This is a genomic window from Undibacterium sp. 5I1 (assembly GCF_034314085.1).
GTDB lineage: Bacteria > Pseudomonadota > Gammaproteobacteria > Burkholderiales > Burkholderiaceae_D > Undibacterium.
On sequence record NZ_JAVIWI010000001.1, the window covers coordinates 812,236 to 833,542 of the forward strand.

The 21,307-nt window shown below is 47.2% G+C and carries 21 protein-coding genes, 2 tRNA genes and 1 rRNA gene; 11 read left to right on the forward strand and 13 right to left on the reverse strand.

What is annotated here, in order from left to right:
- The 3 genes from RGU72_RS03425 (at nt 1) to RGU72_RS03435 (ending at nt 1,601) form a co-directional block, all read left to right on the forward strand.
- A complete protein-coding gene (locus RGU72_RS03425) occupies nt 1-450 on the forward strand; it encodes a thioesterase family protein (protein WP_322118391.1) in 450 nt (149 codons plus the stop codon).
- 179 nt (nt 451-629) lie between these two features.
- Nucleotides 630-1,073 carry a GNAT family N-acetyltransferase gene (locus RGU72_RS03430; RefSeq protein WP_322121559.1) on the forward strand — a complete coding sequence of 148 codons (444 nt, stop codon included), beginning with the start codon at nt 630-632 and terminating at the stop codon, nt 1,071-1,073.
- Nucleotides 1,074-1,145: 72 nt separating this feature from the next.
- Nucleotides 1,146-1,601 (forward strand): hypothetical protein, encoded by a 456-nt coding sequence (locus RGU72_RS03435; protein ID WP_322118392.1) that lies wholly within the window; start codon nt 1,146-1,148, stop codon nt 1,599-1,601.
- 124 nt (nt 1,602-1,725) lie between these two features.
- Here the strand turns inward: RGU72_RS03435 and RGU72_RS03440 are convergent, their stop codons facing one another.
- From RGU72_RS03440 to RGU72_RS03460, 5 genes are all read right to left on the reverse strand, one after another.
- Nucleotides 1,726-2,040 (reverse strand): DUF962 domain-containing protein, encoded by a 315-nt coding sequence (locus RGU72_RS03440; RefSeq protein ID WP_322118393.1) that lies wholly within the window; start codon nt 2,038-2,040, stop codon nt 1,726-1,728.
- Between the two features lie 34 nt (nt 2,041-2,074).
- Nucleotides 2,075-3,187 carry an FUSC family protein gene (locus tag RGU72_RS03445; protein ID WP_322118394.1) on the reverse strand — a complete coding sequence of 371 codons (1,113 nt, stop codon included), beginning with the start codon at nt 3,185-3,187 and terminating at the stop codon, nt 2,075-2,077.
- A gap of 44 nt (nt 3,188-3,231) precedes the next feature.
- Nucleotides 3,232-3,843 (reverse strand): LysE family translocator, encoded by a 612-nt coding sequence (locus RGU72_RS03450; protein WP_322118395.1) that lies wholly within the window; start codon nt 3,841-3,843, stop codon nt 3,232-3,234.
- A 98-nt stretch (nt 3,844-3,941) separates the two neighbouring features.
- Nucleotides 3,942-4,748, reverse strand: a complete 807-nt coding sequence (locus RGU72_RS03455) for an alpha/beta hydrolase (protein WP_322118396.1) — start codon at nt 4,746-4,748, stop codon at nt 3,942-3,944.
- Between the two features lies 1 nt (nt 4,749).
- Complete coding sequence (locus tag RGU72_RS03460) at nt 4,750-6,060, reverse strand: O-acetylhomoserine aminocarboxypropyltransferase (RefSeq protein ID WP_322118397.1); 1,311 nt, start codon at nt 6,058-6,060, stop codon at nt 4,750-4,752.
- 275 nt (nt 6,061-6,335) lie between these two features.
- On the opposite strand from RGU72_RS03460, the gene RGU72_RS03465 reads away from it, so the two are divergent.
- From RGU72_RS03465 to RGU72_RS03475, 3 genes are all read left to right on the forward strand, one after another.
- On the forward strand, nt 6,336-6,785 hold the full coding sequence (locus tag RGU72_RS03465) for a CBS domain-containing protein (RefSeq protein ID WP_322118398.1): 450 nt from the start codon (nt 6,336-6,338) through the stop codon (nt 6,783-6,785).
- Complete coding sequence (locus RGU72_RS03470) at nt 6,785-6,949, forward strand: hypothetical protein (RefSeq protein WP_322118399.1); 165 nt, start codon at nt 6,785-6,787, stop codon at nt 6,947-6,949. Before RGU72_RS03465 ends, RGU72_RS03470 begins: the two co-directional genes overlap by 1 nt.
- A gap of 62 nt (nt 6,950-7,011) precedes the next feature.
- The gene (locus tag RGU72_RS03475) at nt 7,012-8,010 is read left to right on the forward strand and encodes an NAD(P)/FAD-dependent oxidoreductase (RefSeq protein WP_322118400.1); all 999 of its coding nucleotides are present in this window, start codon (nt 7,012-7,014) and stop codon (nt 8,008-8,010) included.
- Between the two features lie 225 nt (nt 8,011-8,235).
- On the opposite strand, the gene RGU72_RS03480 is transcribed toward RGU72_RS03475, so the two are convergent.
- The 6 genes from RGU72_RS03480 to RGU72_RS03505 all read right to left on the reverse strand — a co-directional run bounded on the left by RGU72_RS03480 (nt 8,236) and on the right by RGU72_RS03505 (nt 16,321).
- Entirely contained in the window at nt 8,236-8,709 is a 474-nt protein-coding gene (locus RGU72_RS03480) for a cupin domain-containing protein (RefSeq protein WP_322118401.1), read from the reverse strand.
- A complete protein-coding gene (locus RGU72_RS03485) occupies nt 8,706-10,514 on the reverse strand; it encodes an ABC transporter ATP-binding protein (RefSeq protein ID WP_322118402.1) in 1,809 nt (602 codons plus the stop codon). Before RGU72_RS03485 ends, RGU72_RS03480 begins: the two co-directional genes overlap by 4 nt.
- Nucleotides 10,515-10,627: 113 nt before the next feature.
- The gene (lysS, locus tag RGU72_RS03490) at nt 10,628-12,166 is read right to left on the reverse strand and encodes a lysine--tRNA ligase (protein WP_322118403.1); all 1,539 of its coding nucleotides are present in this window, start codon (nt 12,164-12,166) and stop codon (nt 10,628-10,630) included.
- A 121-nt stretch (nt 12,167-12,287) separates the two neighbouring features.
- Nucleotides 12,288-13,392 (reverse strand): peptide chain release factor 2 gene (prfB, locus tag RGU72_RS03495; protein WP_322118404.1). Its coding sequence is split into 2 segments (ribosomal slippage): nt 12,288-13,310 and nt 13,312-13,392, totalling 1,104 coding nucleotides; the frame shifts between segments, so codons are not numbered across the junction.
- A 263-nt stretch (nt 13,393-13,655) separates the two neighbouring features.
- On the reverse strand, nt 13,656-13,946 hold the full coding sequence (locus RGU72_RS03500) for a hypothetical protein (RefSeq protein WP_322118405.1): 291 nt from the start codon (nt 13,944-13,946) through the stop codon (nt 13,656-13,658).
- A 293-nt stretch (nt 13,947-14,239) separates the two neighbouring features.
- Nucleotides 14,240-16,321, reverse strand: coding sequence for a M13 family metallopeptidase (locus RGU72_RS03505; protein ID WP_322118406.1), 2,082 nt, complete (start codon nt 16,319-16,321; stop codon nt 14,240-14,242).
- A gap of 475 nt (nt 16,322-16,796) precedes the next feature.
- On the opposite strand from RGU72_RS03505, the gene RGU72_RS03510 reads away from it, so the two are divergent.
- Entirely contained in the window at nt 16,797-17,198 is a 402-nt protein-coding gene (locus RGU72_RS03510) for a nucleotide pyrophosphohydrolase (protein WP_322118407.1), read from the forward strand.
- Nucleotides 17,199-17,291: 93 nt separating this feature from the next.
- Entirely contained in the window at nt 17,292-17,663 is a 372-nt protein-coding gene (locus tag RGU72_RS03515; RefSeq protein ID WP_322118408.1) for a hypothetical protein, read from the forward strand.
- 55 nt (nt 17,664-17,718) lie between these two features.
- Here RGU72_RS03515 and RGU72_RS03520 read toward each other — a convergent pair whose 3' ends face one another.
- The gene (locus RGU72_RS03520) at nt 17,719-17,952 is read right to left on the reverse strand and encodes a hypothetical protein (RefSeq protein WP_322118409.1); all 234 of its coding nucleotides are present in this window, start codon (nt 17,950-17,952) and stop codon (nt 17,719-17,721) included.
- 194 nt (nt 17,953-18,146) lie between these two features.
- Nucleotides 18,147-18,794 (reverse strand): DUF4272 domain-containing protein, encoded by a 648-nt coding sequence (locus RGU72_RS03525; protein WP_322118410.1) that lies wholly within the window; start codon nt 18,792-18,794, stop codon nt 18,147-18,149.
- A gap of 615 nt (nt 18,795-19,409) precedes the next feature.
- Between RGU72_RS03525 and RGU72_RS03530 the strand changes: the two genes are divergently transcribed.
- The 3 genes from RGU72_RS03530 to RGU72_RS03540 all read left to right on the forward strand — a co-directional run bounded on the left by RGU72_RS03530 (nt 19,410) and on the right by RGU72_RS03540 (nt 21,267).
- A 16S ribosomal RNA gene (locus RGU72_RS03530) occupies nt 19,410-20,938 on the forward strand.
- Between the two features lie 124 nt (nt 20,939-21,062).
- A tRNA-Ile gene (locus tag RGU72_RS03535) sits at nt 21,063-21,139 on the forward strand.
- 52 nt (nt 21,140-21,191) lie between these two features.
- Nucleotides 21,192-21,267, forward strand: a tRNA-Ala gene (locus RGU72_RS03540).
- Nucleotides 21,268-21,307 lie beyond the last annotated feature (40 nt).

The following is a 21,307-nucleotide window of genomic DNA, read 5'->3' on the forward strand; positions in this document are numbered from 1 at the left end:
ATGGCACGTACTGATTTTACTTTTTTTCATTCGCTGCGGGTACGCTGGTCAGAAGTCGACATGCAAGGCATCGTTTTCAATGGCCACTACCTGACGTATTTTGACGTCGCTTTTACTGAATACTGGCGTGCTACCAATTTGCCTAATGTCACGGTGCAAGCGGAGCAGGGCAAAGAGCTGTTCGCCCGCAAAGCCACTGTCGAATATATGGCGCCCGCCAGATTTGATGATGTGCTGGAGATTGGCGTACGCTGCGCAGCAATCGGCAATTCATCCCTGCGCTTTGTGCTAGAGATATACATCGGCGATCAGCATCTGATTTCTGGTGAGTTGTTCTACGTCTATGCTGACACTGCCGTGCGCAAAGGAGTTGCCGTACCCGAGCAATGGCGTGCGATCATTTCCAAACTGGAAATTTGTAAGCCAGAGACGAATCAGGCTAAAGTCTGAATTGATTGATCCGCTGATATCGGCAGGAGTCCGTTCTCTAGTTGAAAAATCAGTGCCACTACATTTCTGCTGCAAGCGCAGAATGACAGGCTTGATATTCGCTGAACTTCATGTTCAACTCTATCCTCATTGTCGTATGATAATGACAAAATCTTAGATATCCATCCCTAAACAATATGATGACTACAACAGCAGATAAAGACGCAGTGCGCGTCACCTTGGGTTCTTGGGCAGAACTACAAAAAGAAGCACAGGCAATTCGCTATGACGTCTTCGTCATCGAGCAGAATATCCCTGTCGAATTGGAGTGGGACGAGATGGATGCGCAATGCTTGCATGCCGTCGCCTATGACGCACAAGGTACAGCCGTTGGCACAGGGCGATTGCTGCCAGATGGTCATATCGGACGCATGGCGGTCAGAAGTGCCGCCCGCGGTCTGGGTGTCGGCGCAGCGATACTACAAAGCTTGATGCAACAAGCCCGAAACCGCGGCGACAAAGCAGTCAAACTCAATGCACAGACCTCAGCAGAACCGTTTTATGCCCGCAATGGCTACAGCCGTGAGGGTGATGTGTTTGAAGAGGCAGGGATTCCGCATATCAGTATGTCACATGAGTTTTGAGCTGAACTGATTCATTTACCAGATAACCTGATGATGAGAACTCGACTAAAAAGTTGATATTACAAAAGCCATATGTATGTTGTTTTTTTAGATGAAGGCGCAAATAATTTTGTGAAACCATTACAAGTCGGCAGTGCTGCTGCGCTCTTCGCGTTTACTTTTTTTTCTGTTATGTTGAATCTTTCCGGTCCCGGTTGGCTGGGATGGTATGAGATGTCGGAGAAAGGTCAAAAGATTGAAGCAACGATTACTCAGATACAGCCTGAAAATCACCAGCGTTGTTATTTTCGTTATTCCATTGCGGGAAGAAATTTAGATGGGACAGGCGACGGATGCGCAGACCTTGGAGTAAACGGAAAATTACTTGTGATTTATCTGCCTGGCGACCCAAAATTCGTAACAACCCGCAATCCAAACGAAGAGTTAGCTTTGACGATTATTGTTCCGCTCTTATTTTCCATAATTGCTGGCGTAATAGTTGCATTAAGGCAATTTAGGAAAATCGATGTACACCCAATTCGTTATTGAAAATAGACTCTTTTCTCAATAACTTCATTTTGAAATGTTTCCAATGGGGTATAAGTGGATAGGCAAAACATTGAACTTGTTCACCTTTATTATCAGGTGCTACGTTATATGAAAATCTCTTGATTCAACCTGCCTGAAACCCAATCTTCCCAGTCCACAGCTGCCAGTACATCACCCAGTCGCCCATGAACGAATATAGCGGTTGTTTGAATGAGGCCGGCTTATTTTTCTCAAAACCAAAATGACCGACCCAGGCGAAGCCATAACCACATAAAGGTGCGGCGATTAACCATACTCCGGCGCCGGTACCAATAAACATTGCCACACAGAGCAACACTAGGGTTGATCCAATAAAGTGAAGTTGGCGACAGTGGCGGTTGCGATGTTCACTTAAATAGAGGGGATAAAATTCGGCGAAACTGCTGTATTTTTGACTCATGATGGTCTCCTTAGATTGTTTTACGTACGTTTCTTTATTCTAGGTCTTTGTCGGTTTTGACTTGTATTGTCGTCTGTGTTTTTGATTTCACCTTACCAGCAACATAGGTCAAAATTTTAGGATGATGCAATACCCATCCTCCGGCGACGCCGATCAGACTACCCAAAATAATATCGAACAAGCGTGTCAGTACCAACGAATCGGGAGGCACTCTGACAGAGGCACCTTCTGCAAATAACATAGTCAGTGGGGTAATAAAAATCACGGCAACGCCGTAATTTCTGACGATCAGCATTTCAACGATAAATTGTAATACCGTGATGGCCAGTGCATAGGTCCAGACGTTTAATGGCAATGAAAAAATAATGGATGTCAGCCCCATACCCAATGCGGTACCTATAATGCGATGGACTTTCTTATGCCAGATCAAGCGGAAGGTAGCACCTTGCATAATCGCCGCACAGGATACCGGTACCCAATAGGGATTATTTAAATGCAGCAGGCGTGAGAGTAAAAACGATCCGCCGACGAAGCTGGCAATAACCAAGGATTCGAGCAGGATCGCAAAGATGTCGCGGTCTACCGGCGGCACTGGTGAGAGTTTGATGGGTTTGTTTGCGATGGCCAAAGAATAGATCAAAGCGATTAAGCAAGCCAGCATGCCACCGATCGAAATCAGTCCTACCCGCATTGGTATCCCAGCAAGGTTAAACGGCATGGTGCTTCCGACTGCGATCATCAGGATAAAAAAGAAGCTGGCGGGTGGAGGCAAAGAATAATAGCGACAAATGACGTCGATCAGCAGAACGGTGAGCGTCATCACCGCGACTGATACATAGGGATCAAAGCTGGCGCATAAGCCTAAGGTAAAACAGACCGAAAAACCGAATGAACATGCGACTAGCGTCAGCATGCGGTGCGCAATAGACGTCTTAGGCAAGTATAAAATCACCAGCGTTCCCATACCAACCAGAATGCCGAAATCTTGCTTACCAAAATAGGCGCCAGCAAATACGGGAATTCCCATACACAAGGAAACGATTAAGGCGATATGCCAAGATCTGCTAGGCGTATTCCAGACCAGTAATTGTCTGACCTCAGTCAGAATGACCTGCCATATTCGATGCATCGCGTTATCGTTTTGCATGTCGTATCGTGCTCCAACTAAAGCAGATTGATCTAGTTGACGGTTTAAACTAGGGCTACCAATACGCCGGCGGCCAACACCAGACTACCGGCAATTCTTTCTGTAATCACACTGTACTTGGGTTGCGTTGCTAAATGGCTAGCTTTGTTTGCCAGCATGCCGTAGCCCAATAGAATAAAAAATTCTGGAATGATGGAGCATGCAGCAAGGATACTCATTTGTGGGATGATGGGTTTTTGTGGATCAATAAACTGCGGCAGAATCGCGACAAATCCTAGCAGGGCTTTAGGATTCGTCATTTGCAGCATCACTGCGGTGCTGAAGATCCGTTTGCCGCTCTGTGGTTTGCTATCTAATTTGCTCAAGGTGATCGGGGATGGTCTGCCAAAAATAGCGGATAAGCCCAAGTACACCAGATATGCTGCACCTGCATATTTGATCGCCATAAAGATCTTGGGAGAGGCCAAAAGGAGCGATCCTATCCCTGTCGCAGAGATGGCAAAGTAAACGGCATTCCCGGTCAAAATCCCCAAAGTGACGAACAGCGAAATACGCCATCCGCGTGCGATGCCGTAGGCAACGACCATCATCACGGCGGGACCTGGCGATAATGAAAGCGCTGCTTCAGTTGCAGCAAATAATAGCCAGTTATTCATGCAATGCTTTTTCTCTATTTGGCAAAATGATGTGATTTAAGCAGGTCTTGCATTCTCTCCTAACTGCCGCGGGCAGGGAATGCACAACGTACTCGTACTTACGATTTTATAAAATCAAACAAGGCTGTAAGCACTGCGTCGCCTCGTTCTGCCATCAGCGAGTGTCCGCAATTTTCTATCAATGTCGTTTTGCTGTGCGGGATCGCAGTGCGCAGCGTGGCTGCCGCTTTGGGCGGCGTCATCATGTCTTTTTTTCCTAAAACAAATAGGGTTGGACAGCTAACCGCCTGCGCCGCCTGCTCACCGTTAGCATAGGCATTGCATGCTGAAAAATCGGTATAAAAGACTTTATCAGGATTGATCTTAGAAATACGTTGCATCAGACGCTGGCTGCCGCCCATGACATAAAATCCCGGCCCAGGGCAAGATGGTTTATGCGCGATGGAGGTATGGGACCAGATATTCACCATATCGATGGCGGTCTGCTCCTCGTCGCGTGCAGCATTGAGTAAGGTGTCTGATACCTTCATCGGATAGGCAGTACCGATGAGGGCTAATTTGCTGACTTTTTCTGGTGCGCGCGCACTGGTTTCCAAGGCAATCAGAGACCCCATGCTGTGACCAACCAGCATTGCCTTCTGCCCGCCAGCGGCATCTAACAAGGCGATCAGCCAATCTGCCATTTGTTCGACTGTCGTCAGCGCCGCACCTTTGCTGCGGCCATGTCCAGGCAAATCCACTGCCAGAACATTAAAGCCGTGATGAGCGATGTAACGAGTTTGTAATGCCCATACTGAATGGTCGTTTTGTGCGCCATGGAGGAAGACAACGGTTGCTTGCCCTGGATTGAATTGTTTGCCGCCTGTGTAGCAGAATGCGATGTGGTCATGAACGGTGAGTAGCATCTCAGGCTCCTTTCTGAGCAGCTTTTAAGCCACGCGCCAAGTCTTCAATCAAATCATCGACATTCTCTAATCCTATCGATAAACGCATGGTGCCTTCGGTAATACCGGAGGCAAGCAATTGTTCTGCCGGGACGCGGAAGTGCGTCGTTGACGCGGGATGAATCACCAGTGATTTTGCATCACCGACATTCGCGAGGTGCGAGAATAAATTTAAAGATTCGACAAAACGCTGACCAGCGGCGCGGTTGCCTTTAATACTGAAAGAAAATACAGCACCACAACCTTTGGGTAGCAAGGTTTTAGCCAGTTCATAATCAGGATGAGATTCCAGTTCTGGATACGAGACTGATTCGACGGCTGGATGGGCGACTAAAAATTCGACTACTTTGCGGGTGTTAGCAACATGCCTGTCCATGCGTAGTCCCAGCGTTTCTATTCCCTGCAGAATAGCGAAGGCATTGTGTGGGCTCATGCTGGCACCAAAGTCACGCAAACCCTCGCGCCGTGCGCGTAATGAGAAGGCTGCGACGGTGGATTCTTCTGAAAACACCATGCCGTGAAAACCATCATAAGGCTCACACAGCTCGGCAAAATGTCCGGTTTTTTCATACGCTTGTTGCCAGTCGAATGTACCGCCATCGACCAGTAGGCCTCCGATCGCCGTACCGTGACCACATAAGAACTTGGTTGCCGAATGGAATACCAGATCAGCGCCATGATCAAATGGGCGCAGTAGATAAGGCGTCGTGAAGGTGGAGTCCAGCATCAATGGCAAATAATGGCTGTGAGCGATTTCTGCGACCGCCGCAATATTCAAGACATCCAGGCCGGGATTGCCCAAGGTTTCTGCAAACAGCACTTTAGTATTAGGGCGGATAGCCGCACGCCATGCATCCAGATTGCGAGGGTCAACAAAGGTCGTCTCTATGCCAAAGCGCTTCATGGTGTAAGCCAGCAAGTTTTGCGAACCACCGTACAGGGCGCGTGAGGCTACTACGTGAGAGCCTGCGCCGGCAATCGTTGCGAGGCCTAAATGCATGGCGGCCTGGCCGCTGGCAACCGCAATCCCAGCGACACCACCTTCCAATGCGGCAATACGTTCTTCTAGCACGGCATTGGTCGGGTTAGAGATACGGGAGTAAACATGACCAGCGCGTTCCATATTGAATAAGGATGCCGCATGGTCAGAATCTTTAAAGACAAACGAGGATGTCAGATAAATTGGCGTTGCACGTGCGCCGGTTACCGGGTCTGGTGCCGCGCCAGCGTGCAGGGAAAGAGTGTCAAAGCCGTGGTATTTTGGACCGCTCATGATGTTGTTGTTCTCCTGATTTTTAGTGTGCTAATGCTACCATCGAAACACCGATGTTTGGGATGCGCTTGCGCCCCTGTTCTGCTATGAAAATGAGGCGGTTTACTTGAAATTGTTATGCCTTCGTGCAAATTAGTTGGCATCTGTGCTGGATTTTTTGCGATGCTTGCGATACATTGAACATACAACATCAAATGTGTTGACCAATCTTGCGTTCGTTGGCACAAAAAATTAAACATCAGTCAATGTCAACTGATGACAAAGAGGAGAGCGGTATGAAAGTCTCAGAAATTCTTCAGGTAAAAGGCAATATTCTTTACACCATTACTCCCGATACTCCGATTTCAGAAGCGGTCAGTGTGATGGAAGAAAAGGATATTGGTTCGCTGGTGGTGATGGAATACGGCGATTTGTCCGGCATCCTTACTTTCCGCGAAGTGATCCGTGCGATCCATGCCAATAACGGCTCCTTAGGTAACGGCACTGTGCGCAAATATATGGATGATCATCCATTGACTGTCACTCCAGATACCGAGGTCAATGAAGTACGCCGTATGATGCTGGAAAAACATTCCCGCTACCTGCCAGTGATGAATGCGAAAACACTGCTAGGTATTATTTCCTTCTACGACGTGGCAAGAGCAGTGCTCGAAGCGCAAAGTTTTGAGAACAAAATGCTGAAAGCGTATATCCGTGATTGGCCAGTAGAACAGCAGGAAGAATAATGACTTTGCGGATCGACGCAAAACCGCCTTTGCGGCGTGATTTGGCGGTGCAGTACTTTTTGCATTGCCGCCGCCGACGTGCGTTGCAGGGGCAATTTTTCGTCACTCCCCCAGTTCAAGCCTTGCTCAGTTTGTCGCAATTTTTTAATACCCGTACAGAATAAAACGACGCCTGCAGATCTGATTTGCGGGCGTTTTCTTTTGCTCAAATTTTTGAAGGAACTATATGCAAATCGCCATCGTTGGAGCAGGATTAGCAGGACTCACTGTCGCCCGTCAATTACAGTCCCAGGGTCATCATGTGACGGTGTACGAGAAGAGCCGTGGTGTTAGCGGACGTATGAGCACCCGTATGACAGAGCTAGGTGGTTTTGATCATGGCGCACAGTATTTCACGGCGACTTCGGATCGCTTTAAAAAAGAGATTAACGATTGGCGCAAATTAGGTTGGGTTGTGCCTTGGGAAAGTAAGCTAGTGACGTTGGATCATGGTCTGAGTAAGCCAACTGGAAACTCCGCCAAACGATATGTCGCGGTTCCCGGGATGAGTTCTTTGGGTAAGCAACTGGCACATGGTCTGGATGTTCGCACCGAGCAGCAAGTGGTTGCGATTGTAGCTTTCGAAAAGCAATGGATACTATCGATCAAATCCGACATGGTGCCTGTCCCGGCATCGGCAGGGCCTTTTGATGCGGTACTGCTGGCGATTCCGCCAGAGCAGGCAACACCTTTGCTGCGAGTGGCTCCTGCCATGGCGAAGCAAACTGCCAAAGTTCATCTGACACCGTGCTGGACTTTGATGTTGGGTTTTCAGACGCCGCTTAATTTGCCATATGAGGGTGCCTGGGTCAGCAATTCACGCCTGGGCTGGATCGCCAGCGACACTGCTAAACCATCACATCGGGTGGGCGAGCGTTGGGTTTGTCATGCGACGCAAGAGTGGAGCATAGAACATCTGGAAGATGATAACGAGCGTGCCAAAGAGAAGTTGTCCAGGGCTTTTCATGAGGCAACAGGATCACTAATCCAGCCTATTCACGCCGTCGCCCATCGCTGGCGTTATGCGCAAGCAGTGGAGCCAATCGCAGAGGATTGCTTATGGAATGCGAAACAGGGGATAGGCGTGTGCGGTGACTGGTTTGCAGCAGGGCTGGCAGGATCGGGACGTGTTGAGAATGCCTTCACCAGTGCATTGGCATTAGCGAGTAAATTTTCCGCTGCATAGCCCCTAGGATTGATAAAAAAAAGGGGAGTATAGGCATAAATCATGGTTGAAGTCCAGATTATATATGGACGTTTAAAAATACAGTGAGTAGTATATTTCTGAATGATTTGTAGGAATTTGTCGTTTCTGGATCATAGAAACGACAAATTGGTTTTCTGACTTTGGGGCTGCCTTAGTGGTGATTCAGTGCGGTTTCGGTTTGCTTGCCTAGTTGCTTCGACAGAATTATTTACTCAGACGTCCTAGCCAGTGAGCTAGTTTGCCCGGATTGTAAAGCGTCCAGGTTTTTTTGATACCCACTGGCACATGCCACAATGCCACCGTGCCAGCGCGGAAAAATGCCGTATCGCCTTCCTTTAAGGTGAAGTGCTGGCCGAGATAATCAATCTCCACGCCGCCACTCAAGACATAAATCGACTCGTCCAATTGGTAATGCCACTCAAAGGTGGATGGTCCTTCAGCTTCAAAAATGCCTGAGCTTGAGCTGCCGTCCGTTGCCGCTGAAAACTCAACGGCTTTAAAGTTGGGTTGGCCCGACTTGACCCAACTCGGATCGACCGCAAATGCTTGAATCGGCATGCTAACGGTGCTACTGGTCGCAGGCGCTACATGCGTTACATAGGCGACGGCACCGTAAATAGCGACACCGATGACACCAGCGAGTATTCCTACAATCCCGTATTTGAATGATTTGTTCATGTTGTCGTCATCCTTTCGCCTGTTTGTAAACGCCATAATGACGCATAGCCGCCATTGAGCGCCAGCAATTGTTCATGCGTGCCGCTTTCAACGATCTCACCCGATTCTAAGAGATAGATGCAATCAGCCTGACGGATTGTCGATAAGCGATGTGCAATCACGATGGTTGTGCGGTTGCGACTGACGACATCCAGACTGCGTTGGATCGCGGCTTCAGTTTCATTATCGACCGCGCTAGTCGCCTCATCCAAAATAAGGATAGGCGGATTTTTTAAAATTGCTCTTGCCAATGCTAGACGCTGACGCTGACCGCCAGACAATTTTTGGCCGCGCTCACCGATGCGGGTGGCAAATCCTAACGGCAGTTTGTTGATAAATTCAGTCGCCTCCGCCGCTTGTGCTGCATCAGCAATTGCCTGTTCCGATATGCCACTCAGACCATACGCAATATTCTCGGCAATCGTACCATCGGTTAAAAAACTATCCTGTGCTACGTAACCGATCGAACGGCGCAAATCCTGTAAGTTGATGTCATTAATGGGTTGGCCGTCCAGCAAAATCCGCCCCGACTGTGATTCATAAAAACGTAATAGCAGTTTCACTAAAGTTGATTTGCCCGATCCAGTTGACCCGACAAACGCCACTGTTTTGCCTGCAGGAATATGCAGGTTGATATTCTTCAGCGTGGTCGTGTCACCATAGGCAAAGCCGAGCTCTTCAAAGCGTAATTCACCTTGGACCTGATGCGGTGGCAAATGCGCACCCTCATAGGTAATCTTGATCGGCGTGTTCAGTAAATTCATCGCACGATCAATCGCCGACATAGATCGCTGATACATATCGGCCACATCTGCCAATCCGGTCATTGGCCATAGCAAACGCTGGGTTAAAAATACGAGCACAGAATAAGCACCAACTGCCAACTGTCCATGGATTGTCAGCCAGCCGCCATACACCAAGGTCGCGGTAAAACCAGCCAGAATCGCCATCCGTATGACTGGCGTGATGGCTGAATTTATTGCAATCGCGCGCCCATTCGCATCGCGATAGGCGTTACTAGCTTGGGCAATATGGGCGCTTTCAAAATTCTCTGTAGCAAAGGCTTTGATGGTGGCGAGTCCGAGCAGATTATTATTCAGGCGCGCACTGACGTCACCTGCGGCCTCACGCACTTCTGCATAACGTGGTGCCAAGCGTTTTTGGAACCAGAATGCACCAATCAGTATCGCCGGTACGGGCAGCAAAGAAATGATGGCTAGCGAAGGTTGCAAGGCGAAGAACACGGCACTGACCATCAAAGAGGAGCAGATCACCTGAATGATCTGATTAGCGCCGCCATTTAAAAAGCGTTCCATTTGATTGATGTCTTCATTCAGTATCGACATCAGATTGCCGGTGCGCTGATTTTCAAAGTATGCCATCTCCAGCTTTTGCACATGGTCATAAGTATCTAATCGCAAGTCATGCTGCAAATTTTGGGCGAGCTTGCGCCATTTCAGACAAAGTAGATATTCAAACCAGGACTCTCCGCCCCATACAATGGCATTCACAATACCCAGTAATACTAATTGATGCCAGGTATCAACGACGCCAAAGTTACCGAGGATTTTTTTTGCTAAAAAGCTTTTATCACCATTAACGACAATATCAACAGCGACGCCAATCAGAACTTCTGGCAAGACATCAAAAAATTTATTCAGAACCGAATATAGCGTCGCCAGACGAAAATCAGTACGGTATTTTTTTGAATAGCTAAGTAGTTTTTTGAGAGGGTGTATGGGAGTCGTGCCTGCAGTTGCTGTCATCGGAGTTTTTGTCATAGCGCTCGATCAATTTGACGAAGGGTTTTGCAAATGAAGCAAAATAAAAAGGGACTGCAAATTTTACAGTCCCTGAGGATTTCTAGCTTACAGCACGATTATTCTTCGCGACGCAGATGCGGGAACAAAATCACATCACGGATATTGGGCGAGTCAGTGATCAACATCATCAAACGATCAATACCAATGCCGCAACCGCCGGTCGGTGGCAAGCCGTATTCCAATGCGCGGATGTAATCTGCATCGTAATACATGGCTTCTTCGTCACCAGCGTCTTTTGCTGCTACCTGCGCCTGGAAGCGTGCCGCCTGATCTTCCGCATCATTTAACTCAGAGAAGCCGTTAGCGATTTCACGGCCAGTCATAAATAATTCAAAACGCTCAGTGATACCAGCGACGGTGTCAGAGGCGCGCGCTAATGGCGACACTTCAACTGGATAGTCGATGATGTAGGTCGGCTCCCACAGTTGTGCTTCTGCTGTTTCTTCAAACAAAGCTAGTTGCAATGCCCCCAGACCTGCTGTCGTAAACGGTTTTACGCCAAACTTGAGCAATTCTGTTTTGATGAAGTCGGCGTCATGCAGTTGTTCATTGGTGTAACGCGGCGCATATTTGTTGATCGCACCGACAATGGTCAAGCGTTGGAAAGGCTTACTCAGATCCAGCTCTTTGCCTTGGTATGTCAGGACTGCTGTGCCATGCGCATCCTCTGCGGCCTTGCGGATGACTTGCTCAGTAAAATCCATCAGCCATTTGTAATCCACATAGGCTGCGTAAAATTCCATCATAGTGAATTCTGGATTATGACGCGGCGAGACACCTTCGTTGCGGAAGTTACGATTGACTTCAAATACACGATCAAAACCGCCGACCACCAGACGCTTCAGATACAGTTCTGGCGCGATACGCAGATACATTTGCATGTCGAGCGCGTTGTGATGTGTGATGAAAGGTTTCGCCGCGGCGCCGCCAGGGATGACGTGCAACATCGGTGTTTCTACTTCCATAAACTCATTATTGATCATGAAATTACGGATCGAAGTCATCGCAGCGGTACGCGCTTTAAACGTGCGACGCGTTTCCTCGCTCATGATCAGATCAACATACCGTTGACGATATTTCGTTTCTTGATTTGCCAGTCCATGGAATTTATCTGGAAGAGGGCGCAGTGATTTAGTCAGCAAGCGTAATGTCGTGACTTTGATCGTCAGCTCATCTGTCTTGGTTTTGAAGAGCGTACCTTCGATACCTAAAATATCACCCAGATCATAGTGACGGAACGCTTCCATCTCGGCTTCGCCAGTTTTGTCGGAGGTGACGTACAACTGAATACGACCATCTGCTTTAATGCCAGAGGCATCTTGCAGAGTAGCGAAGGCAGCTTTTTTGCCAGCCTCGCGCTTTAGCATCATACGACCAGCAACCACCACCGTAATATTCAACTCTTCCAGCTCTTCACGCGTCGTCGCGCCATATTGCGTTTGTAAAGCAGCAGCTTTATGTTGCGGACGGAAGTCATTTGGGAAAGCAATACCTTGCTTGCGAATGGCATCCAACTTAGCGCGACGCTCGGTGATGATGGAATGTTCATCGACTACGACTTCTGCCGATACTGCGTTATGAGTTTGGTCTGACATGAAATTTCTCTCAGTATGTAATTTATTTACTTATCCGTAGCTGGCAAATTCAGTGATGGACTTTGCAACCACCAAATTTGCGCTGAGCTCGTGCTGAATTTGCACTAGATTGGCACTAGATTTAGACGCCTTGCTTGAGTGAGGCCGCGATAAAGTCATCCAGATCACCATCCAGAACTGCTTTGGTATTGCCCATTTCAAAGTTCGTACGTAGATCTTTGATGCGGGATTGATCCAGTACGTAGGAACGAATTTGATGACCCCAGCCGACGTCGGTTTTAGTGTCTTCCAGATTTTGTTTTTCGCTCATACGTTTGCGCAATTCCAGCTCAAACAATTTGGCTTTCAACATCTCCCATGCTTCGGCGCGGTTACGGTGTTGACTGCGATCATTTTGACACTGCACTACGATACCGGACGGGCCGTGGGTCAGACGCACGGCGGAATCGGTTTTATTAATATGCTGACCACCTGCACCGGAGGCGCGATAGGTATCTACGCGGACATCAGCAGGGTTGATATCAATTTCAAACGATTCATCCACTTCAGGGTAGACAAACAAACTTGAGAACGAGGTATGGCGACCGTTGGCAGAATCAAACGGTGACTTACGAACTAGTCGATGCACGCCGGTTTCGGTGCGCAAAAATCCGTAAGCGTATTCGCCTTCCACCTTCAGAGTTGCGGTCTTGATACCGGCAACTTCACCATCAGATTGCTCCAGAATTTCGACCTTGAAACCTTTACGTTCGCAATAACGTAAGTATTGACGTAACAGCATCGATGCCCAGTCTTGTGCCTCAGTACCGCCAGCACCTGCCTGAATATCGATAAAGCAGTTATTTGGATCCATCGGATTATTAAACATCCGGCGGAACTCCATGCCTTCAACTAAGCCTTTGAGTGTTTGTGCGTCCGCTTCGATCGCTTCTAAAGTGTCGTCATCACTCTCTTCACGCGCCATTGCGAATAAGTCGCTGGCATCACGCAAATCGATATCGATTTTAGTCAGCGTATGCACGATGGCTTCAAGGGATTTTTTTTCTTTGCCCAGTTCTTGGGCACGCTTAGGTTCTTCCCAGACTTTGGGATCTTCCAACTCGGCGTTGACTTGCTCTAGTTTCTCTGACTTGACATCGAAGTCAAAGATACCTCCGAAGTTCGGCTTCACGACCAGTCAGGTCGATGAGCAGGGCGGACAGGCTATTGAGGCGTTCGGCTTCCATATTTTTCTTCTAAAGTATTTAAATCAAACCCTAGATTATACCCGAGGGAGAGCTTGATCTAATTTAGATTGCTGAGGATTCAACCCGAAAAACAAGGACTACATCTGATCGCCACTAATAAAATAATTATTTGTCAATAATACAGTTTGCGGTTGACAGAGCACAGCCGTTCAAAGTCGTTTTAAGATCTAAAGTCAGGCTGAGCTAATAAAGCTTTGTTAATAAGTTCTGTTAATACAGCCCGGTACTAAATAAACTCAGCTTTACCAGACCGACTTTATTTCGCTTGGTTTGTTATTTCTGTGGCTTTCAAACCATTTTGACAAATGATCTTTAAAACATTTTGGGCAAATATGATATTGGGTTTGGGTCGATTGCCCTCCACTGGCGAGAGAAACTTCTTCGTATAACTCGATCGTAGTTGTGACTTTTTGACTTTCTTCAGTGCTCCAGTCCTCATCCCATTTTGACTCTGCGCCGCAGACATCGCAAGTCAATTTTTCAAATACTTCTTCTGTATGTTCCAGTATCAAAATCGTATTCATGTGCTTCATGCTGACCTCCGTTTAGTAGGGTGATGTAGTCTTTCGAACATGTGTTTGCAAAAAAAATTGTACTACTTGATGTCTTAGCTGTGCGTTAATTTTCTGAGAACGGAATTCCCCTTCGTTTCGAGACTTACGTAAAACTGCTCCAAGTGCGTTACATCTCTAAAACATTACCCCGCCGCCATGCCTTACTGAGATAATTTTGAGTAAGTCTTGAGTTTTATAAAAAAGGGACGCAATTTTTGCGTCCCTTTTTGTTGTCTAAACCGCTTAGTTTTTGAGCGATTGAGCAATTTGCGTTACCAGATTGATACGCGCTCTGCTGGCGCCAAATACATCTTGTCTCCTTCTTTCAAATCATAGGCTTTGTAGAATGGGCCCATGTTGCGCAAGCTGCCATTTGCACGGATTTCGCCAGGTGAATGTGGATCCGTCTTCAATTGAACGATCATTGATGCTTCGCGCATTTTGCCGCGCCATACTTGAGCAAAGCCCATGAAGAAGCGTTGGTCACCAGTTAAGCCACCGATGACAGGTGCAGGTTTGCCGCCGAGGGATAAATGGTAGGCTTTGTAAGCGATTGCCAGACCAGAGTTATCAGCAATATTTTCACCCAGAGTCAGTTCACCATTCACGAAATAACCAGGAATAGGGCTGAATGCACTGTACTGCTTGACCAGCGTAGCTGTTTTTGCCGCAAATTTTTCGTGGTCGTCTTTGGTCCACCAGTCACGCAGATTTCCTTTGCCATCATATTGCGCACCTTGGTCATCAAAACCATGGCTGATTTCATGACCGATTACCGCGCCGATACCACCGTAGTTGACTGCGTCATCTGCTTTAGCATTGAAGAATGGAGGCTGCAAAATCGCTGCCGGGAAGACGATTTCATTCATCTCCGGGTTGTAATAAGCGTTGACGGTTTGTGGTGTCATACCCCATTCGTCGCGATCGATTGGCTGGCCTAATTTATTCAATTCCACTTGAGAAGCGAACAAACGAGCATTGCGCAAGTTGGCAACTGCATCACCTTTGACGATGTTCAATGCAGAGTAATCACGCCATTTGTTTGGATAACCAATTTTGGGCATGAAGGTCGCCAGTTTTGCTTGCGCTTCTTTTTTGGTCTCTGGACTCATCCAATCCAATGTGTCGATACTTTGCTTGTAAGCCAGCAGCAAATTATTGACCAGTTTCTCCATCTTCGCTTTGTTCGCTGCAGGGAAATACTGTGCAACATACAGTTTTCCTAAGCTTTCGCCCAAACTAGAGTCGACCAGTCGTACGCCGCGTTTCCAGCGATCTTCTTGCTTTGGTACACCACGTAAAGTCGTGCTGTAGAAACCGAAGCTTTCATCCACGAATGCTTTTGGTAACTGGCTTGCAGCAGAGCTTAACAAATGCCATTTGAAATACGTTTTCCATGTGTCCAGTGATGTATTTTGCAAAAGGGTATTGAACGCCGTCAGATAAGTTGGCTGACTGACGATCAGATAGTCGATCTTGCCTTGCACGCCCAACGTGGTTAGATAGCTTTTCCAGTCGTAACCCGGAGTCAATGCATCAAGTTTGCTGAGTTCAAATTTGTTGTATGCTTTGATCGGATCACGCAGTTCCACTTTACTCCATTGAATCTTGGCGAGTTCTGTCTCTAATACCAAAATTTCAGCTGCATTTTTTGCTGCATCTTTATCGCCAGCCATGCTCAGCATTTTTTCTACATGGATGAGATATTTAGTACGCGCATCTTTGAGTTTGACGTCGTCATCTTTCAAGTAATAATCGCGGTCGGGCAAGCCGAGACCAGATTGACCGATATCCAGTACATATTTAGTGGAGTCTTTGTTATCTTGATGCACACCCACGTCGAGTGGTGCACCAACGCTGATGCGATTGAGGCTAGCGATGAATGCTGGAATTTGCTTTTTATCCGTCAATGCAGCGACTTTGGCAAAGTCGCTTTCCAATGGTTTCAACCCCATAGACTCAATCCTGTCGGTATCCATATAGGTGGTATACATATCACCGATTTTGGCCGCTTCTGTTCCGGCTTTCGGCTTTTGCTTCGCTAGGCCCTCTATGATGCTGCGCATACGTGGAACAGTCGCTTCACGCAAGTCGATGAACGCACCTGCAGACGATTTGTCCGCAGGGATTTCGGCGGTTTTTAACCAGGAGCCGTTGACATGACGATAAAAGTCGTCTTGCGCGCGTACACTTGTGTCATTGAATTTGTTGTCAATGCCAGACAATAAGACTGATGCAGAGGATGAGGCTGCTTTGGCAGGTGTGGCAGGTGAAGCTTTTGCTGGTTCATCAGCATAGACGCTGGTAGCGCCGGCAAACATGAGCGCGATAGCGCTGAGTACGTGAGCTTTCACTAATTGATCTCCTGGGGTGATGGAATGAAGTGTTTGTCTTTATTGCTACGATCTTTTTTACTGAATGCGTTTTCCAACTTGTTTTGAAAATTTTGGTCGGACCTCGCTATTGCTGGCTGATGACTTAATGTCAACCATACTATTAATTGACTTTGTTCGTCAGCTCTATAGCAGACAATTCAGCATCTAATTGACCAAAATACGATCAAAGAGTTCGCCGATTTGCCTAAAAATTCAATTATATTTTCAAGTACGTGACTCTGTTTGAAAATAAAATCAGCAAAGTATAGTAAATCGCGGCAATTCCCCTGTCCATACTTACATTATTTAAAAGCAATGAAAATCAGGTTTGGTGGCGTCGCTTTGCAACATAAGAGTGCTAGATCCCCGAACGCATAGATTACAATGCCGAACTTAAGGACTGATTTATCATGCATAACTCAACAATCTTCCGACAATTAGAACAAAAAACGCCATGTCTGATCTTCAATCGCTGACTGACTCCTTGATCCAGTTTAGAGATCAACGCAACTGGAAGCAGTATCACGATTTAAAAAATCTGATTATCTCGTTGCATTTGGAAACCGGTGAATTGCTGGAACTAACGCAGTGGAAAAGCGAAGAGCAAATCGCTAACTTGCAAGACGACCCACGTTTTCAACAAGAGTTGAGGGAAGAATGCGCTGATGTATTGCATTATCTGCTTCTCATCGCAGAGAAAAATGGGATTGATCTGATCGCTGCGGCAACAGAGAAAATTGCAAAAAACGAGCAGCGTTATCCGGTCGACCAATTTTATGGCTCTGCTGCAAAATATACCGTTTTGGACACGGAGACAGGTGCTGTTTTAGACTTGGCGCCAACAAAGAGAGAATAACGCATCAGGCAGTTCCCTCATTTGCTTAGGGCAGATGAATCGACTGTTTCGAGCAGTAAGCATCGCGAAATACCTCATTTTTAAGGACATACTATGAACGACACCCTCACTATCGACGAATTTAATGCGCTGGAGCTAATCAGCAAATTACGTAAAAATGAGCGCCCCAACGCATGCATCGGCAGAAATTCCAAACGCTTAAACGGTTTGAAATATATCAAACACAATAAGGACGGTAGTTTCGATATGACAGAGAAGGGGCTGCAGACCTTGTTTGTGAAGAAATGTATTGAGGGTTTGCGTTTGATTTCCAACGATCCGATGGCGCAGATTGGTAATGATGTAGCAACGTTTTTAGGTAAAAAAGCACACATCGTTGCATTGCCGGAGGGTGGTTTTGCGATCACCGATAAGGGGCGGGAATCCTTAATCGACATCGATAGCGCACCAGCAGTTCGGGTGTGATTTCTTGTTGTTTAGTTTGGTTTTTCTGCGCGGTCTAAACTACGGAACAGATCGCCTAGTCTTCAATATCGTCTTTGATCAGAGTGATACGTTGGATTAAAAACTCTCCATCGATCACTCTGCGAAATGGCACCCCCGTCACACGAAATCCCTCGCCACCTTCAGCAATCCATTGCTTGGCCTGAAGATCAAAGGCGGGGATGCTCATCCCCAGCATCTCTGCAAAAACGACAAACTTAGCACCCGGCTTTTGTCGCTTTACTATGGCTTCTAATGCGCTGATATTCATATTGTTAATTTAGATACTCATAGTGGGTATATTTAATCGTCCAGATGCTTTCTGCTCTGCAGGTCATTTTTACTAAAATAGAGGGGGAGTATATCTATTTGGTAAGTATTGCGAAGTCGAATCCAGATGATTTTGTGTTTTCTCGTTGTTGTTAGCGTTGGCGCTAAAATTTTAGCCTCCACTTATCTACTTAATCATGTGTCCGTTTCAACCAGATCCCAATTGTCTTCTTCGTTATAGGAAGCGATCCAATTGACTGCATGATGCCACTCTGGAATAACATCGCAACGAATATTGCCGACGGTTGTCTTGCCAATCAAATTAGCATGGTGTACTGCCCAATGCACCCGGTATAGTAAGTCAGCCCAATCCAGAATGCGTGATTTGGATCGCAGCTGTATCGCTTTCTCCAGAACGCTAGCCTGTTCCATCGCTTGCGGGAAAAAACGCTGTAGTTTGCTGACGTCCGATGCATGCAAACTCAATTCAATCTCATCATTGATGCCTGCACACCAAGCGAGGAAAAACAGACGCTCTTTCTGGAGTGCAAATCGCGATCTATCCTGACAAGACATTACATCGCTAAATAAGAATGCGTGTTCTTGTTCAGATAAATACGAAGCCATTTGATGTGTTGTTATGTATTTACGAAAATAGCTTGGGTGCTCTGCCTCTGCTGCCCCAGTCACCGCCCACAATGCTATTAAACGCTGGAATAAGGCATCCTTGCTGCGCAAATCCACCTCCTCATCTGATTCAATCAACGGTAGCTGAAGATTGATGCGGATACCTCGCTTATGCAACATGGTCTCCGAGAGAAATTTACGGCTTTCTGGATTCATAAAAATTCAAAATAGATTGTGGTCAAGCCAGTATTGTCAGGTAAGTAGAAGGACTTTGTTGATTAATTTATGTAATGATTTATAAAATATGAATGGAAAGCGCTTGCCAAAGGGAGGTGTAGTTTGCTATAGTTCGGCTCCCGTCGAGAGGCGGGGAAATAGAGGTAGAAAGACAGTGAAACACGAGAAGTGAGTACGGTAGTTTGAAGGCAGAGAATTGAACAAGATCAGGTAGAAGAAACCGGATGGGATTTAAAAAGAAGCTTCAAAATAGGTATTGACGGAAAGCGGTAAGTGGTTCATAATCTTGCTTCTTTGCTGCTGACAAACAAAACGCTTTGTCAGAAAGTAGAGAGAAAAGAGTGGTTGATTCGCAAGAATCCTAGTCTTTTTAAAGCGACACAGAATACAGATCTTTAACAATTAACAGTCAATAAATGTGGGCACTTGATAGAAGGCACCGTGATTTAATTTATTAGATCATGATACTTAAAAAATATCAAATGTTCGCAAAAGTAATAAATAGGATATCTCGCAAGAGATAGCCTGTCAGTTATTTGAGTGAGCGACACTGTTCGAAAGAACAGAGTTCAGCAATGAACAAAAACAGAGATTAAACTGAAGAGTTTGATCCTGGCTCAGATTGAACGCTGGCGGCATGCCTTACACATGCAAGTCGAACGGTAACGCGGGGCAACCTGGCGACGAGTGGCGAACGGGTGAGTAATATATCGGAACATACCCTAGAGTGGGGGATAACGTAGCGAAAGTTACGCTAATACCGCATACGAACTCAGGTTGAAAGTGGGGGATCGCAAGACCTCATGCTCATGGAGTGGCCGATATCTGATTAGCTAGTTGGTAGGGTAAAAGCCTACCAAGGCGACGATCAGTAGCTGGTCTGAGAGGACGACCAGCCACACTGGAACTGAGACACGGTCCAGACTCCTACGGGAGGCAGCAGTGGGGAATTTTGGACAATGGGCGCAAGCCTGATCCAGCAATGCCGCGTGAGTGAAGAAGGCCTTCGGGTTGTAAAGCTCTTTTGTCAGGGAAGAAACGGTAGTTCCTAATACGGACTACTAATGACGGTACCTGAAGAATAAGCACCGGCTAACTACGTGCCAGCAGCCGCGGTAATACGTAGGGTGCAAGCGTTAATCGGAATTACTGGGCGTAAAGCGTGCGCAGGCGGTTATATAAGTCAGATGTGAAATCCCCGGGCTCAACCTGGGAACTGCATTTGAGACTGTATGGCTAGAGTGTGTCAGAGGGGGGTAGAATTCCACGTGTAGCAGTGAAATGCGTAGATATGTGGAGGAATACCGATGGCGAAGGCAGCCCCCTGGGATAACACTGACGCTCATGCACGAAAGCGTGGGGAGCAAACAGGATTAGATACCCTGGTAGTCCACGCCCTAAACGATGTCTACTAGTTGTCGGGACTTAATTGTCTTGGTAACGCAGCTAACGCGTGAAGTAGACCGCCTGGGGAGTACGGTCGCAAGATTAAAACTCAAAGGAATTGACGGGGACCCGCACAAGCGGTGGATGATGTGGATTAATTCGATGCAACGCGAAAAACCTTACCTACCCTTGACATGGAAGGAATCCCGAAGAGATTTGGGAGTGCTCGAAAGAGAACCTTTACACAGGTGCTGCATGGCTGTCGTCAGCTCGTGTCGTGAGATGTTGGGTTAAGTCCCGCAACGAGCGCAACCCTTGTCATTAGTTGCTACGAAAGGGCACTCTAATGAGACTGCCGGTGACAAACCGGAGGAAGGTGGGGATGACGTCAAGTCCTCATGGCCCTTATGGGTAGGGCTTCACACGTCATACAATGGTACATACAGAGGGCCGCCAACCCGCGAGGGGGAGCTAATCCCAGAAAGTGTATCGTAGTCCGGATTGTAGTCTGCAACTCGACTACATGAAGTTGGAATCGCTAGTAATCGCGGATCAGCATGTCGCGGTGAATACGTTCCCGGGTCTTGTACACACCGCCCGTCACACCATGGGAGCGGGTTCTGCCAGAAGTAGTTAGCTTAACCGCAAGGAGGGCGATTACCACGGCAGGGTTCGTGACTGGGGTGAAGTCGTAACAAGGTAGCCGTATCGGAAGGTGCGGCTGGATCACCTCCTTTCTAGAGTTGTGCTGAAAGTTAAGTGTCCACACTTATTGACTGTTACTGTAAAGAACAAGGTAAGTTGCCAGGAAACTGGCGACAAGCTGTATAACTCACTCACGTGAGAATCGAGCAAGCACCTGGGTCTGTAGCTCAGTTGGTTAGAGCACCGTGTTGATAACGCGGGGGTCGTTGGTTCGAGCCCAACCAGACCCACCAAACTGGTGGAGCAGGTTGCAGGCAAGTGAGTGCAGGAAGACATCCAAGTTTCGGGGGTTTAGCTCATCTGGTAGAGCACCTGCTTTGCAAGCAGGGGGTGAACGGTTCGATCCCGTTAACCTCCACCAAGATTGAAACATTGAAGCAAAGTACAAACCTAAGTCAAGC

What these genes read in the sequence shown, in the direction of transcription:
- RGU72_RS03425 (WP_322118391.1), top strand. Translation starts at nt 1, where the DNA reads ATGGCACGTACTGATTTTACTTTTTTTCATTCGCTGCGGGTACGCTGG.
- RGU72_RS03430 (WP_322121559.1), top strand. Translation starts at nt 630, where the DNA reads ATGACTACAACAGCAGATAAAGACGCAGTGCGCGTCACCTTGGGTTCT.
- RGU72_RS03435 (WP_322118392.1), top strand. Translation starts at nt 1,146, where the DNA reads ATGTATGTTGTTTTTTTAGATGAAGGCGCAAATAATTTTGTGAAACCA.
- RGU72_RS03440 (WP_322118393.1), bottom strand. Translation starts at nt 2,040, where the DNA reads ATGAGTCAAAAATACAGCAGTTTCGCCGAATTTTATCCCCTCTATTTA.
- RGU72_RS03445 (WP_322118394.1), bottom strand. Translation starts at nt 3,187, where the DNA reads ATGCAAAACGATAACGCGATGCATCGAATATGGCAGGTCATTCTGACT.
- RGU72_RS03450 (WP_322118395.1), bottom strand. Translation starts at nt 3,843, where the DNA reads ATGAATAACTGGCTATTATTTGCTGCAACTGAAGCAGCGCTTTCATTA.
- RGU72_RS03455 (WP_322118396.1), bottom strand. Translation starts at nt 4,748, where the DNA reads ATGCTACTCACCGTTCATGACCACATCGCATTCTGCTACACAGGCGGC.
- RGU72_RS03460 (WP_322118397.1), bottom strand. Translation starts at nt 6,060, where the DNA reads ATGAGCGGTCCAAAATACCACGGCTTTGACACTCTTTCCCTGCACGCT.
- RGU72_RS03465 (WP_322118398.1), top strand. Translation starts at nt 6,336, where the DNA reads ATGAAAGTCTCAGAAATTCTTCAGGTAAAAGGCAATATTCTTTACACC.
- RGU72_RS03470 (WP_322118399.1), top strand. Translation starts at nt 6,785, where the DNA reads ATGACTTTGCGGATCGACGCAAAACCGCCTTTGCGGCGTGATTTGGCG.
- RGU72_RS03475 (WP_322118400.1), top strand. Translation starts at nt 7,012, where the DNA reads ATGCAAATCGCCATCGTTGGAGCAGGATTAGCAGGACTCACTGTCGCC.
- RGU72_RS03480 (WP_322118401.1), bottom strand. Translation starts at nt 8,709, where the DNA reads ATGAACAAATCATTCAAATACGGGATTGTAGGAATACTCGCTGGTGTC.
- RGU72_RS03485 (WP_322118402.1), bottom strand. Translation starts at nt 10,514, where the DNA reads ATGACAGCAACTGCAGGCACGACTCCCATACACCCTCTCAAAAAACTA.
- lysS (WP_322118403.1), bottom strand. Translation starts at nt 12,166, where the DNA reads ATGTCAGACCAAACTCATAACGCAGTATCGGCAGAAGTCGTAGTCGAT.
- RGU72_RS03500 (WP_322118405.1), bottom strand. Translation starts at nt 13,946, where the DNA reads ATGAAGCACATGAATACGATTTTGATACTGGAACATACAGAAGAAGTA.
- RGU72_RS03510 (WP_322118407.1), top strand. Translation starts at nt 16,797, where the DNA reads ATGTCTGATCTTCAATCGCTGACTGACTCCTTGATCCAGTTTAGAGAT.
- RGU72_RS03515 (WP_322118408.1), top strand. Translation starts at nt 17,292, where the DNA reads ATGAACGACACCCTCACTATCGACGAATTTAATGCGCTGGAGCTAATC.
- RGU72_RS03520 (WP_322118409.1), bottom strand. Translation starts at nt 17,952, where the DNA reads ATGAATATCAGCGCATTAGAAGCCATAGTAAAGCGACAAAAGCCGGGT.
- RGU72_RS03525 (WP_322118410.1), bottom strand. Translation starts at nt 18,794, where the DNA reads ATGAATCCAGAAAGCCGTAAATTTCTCTCGGAGACCATGTTGCATAAG.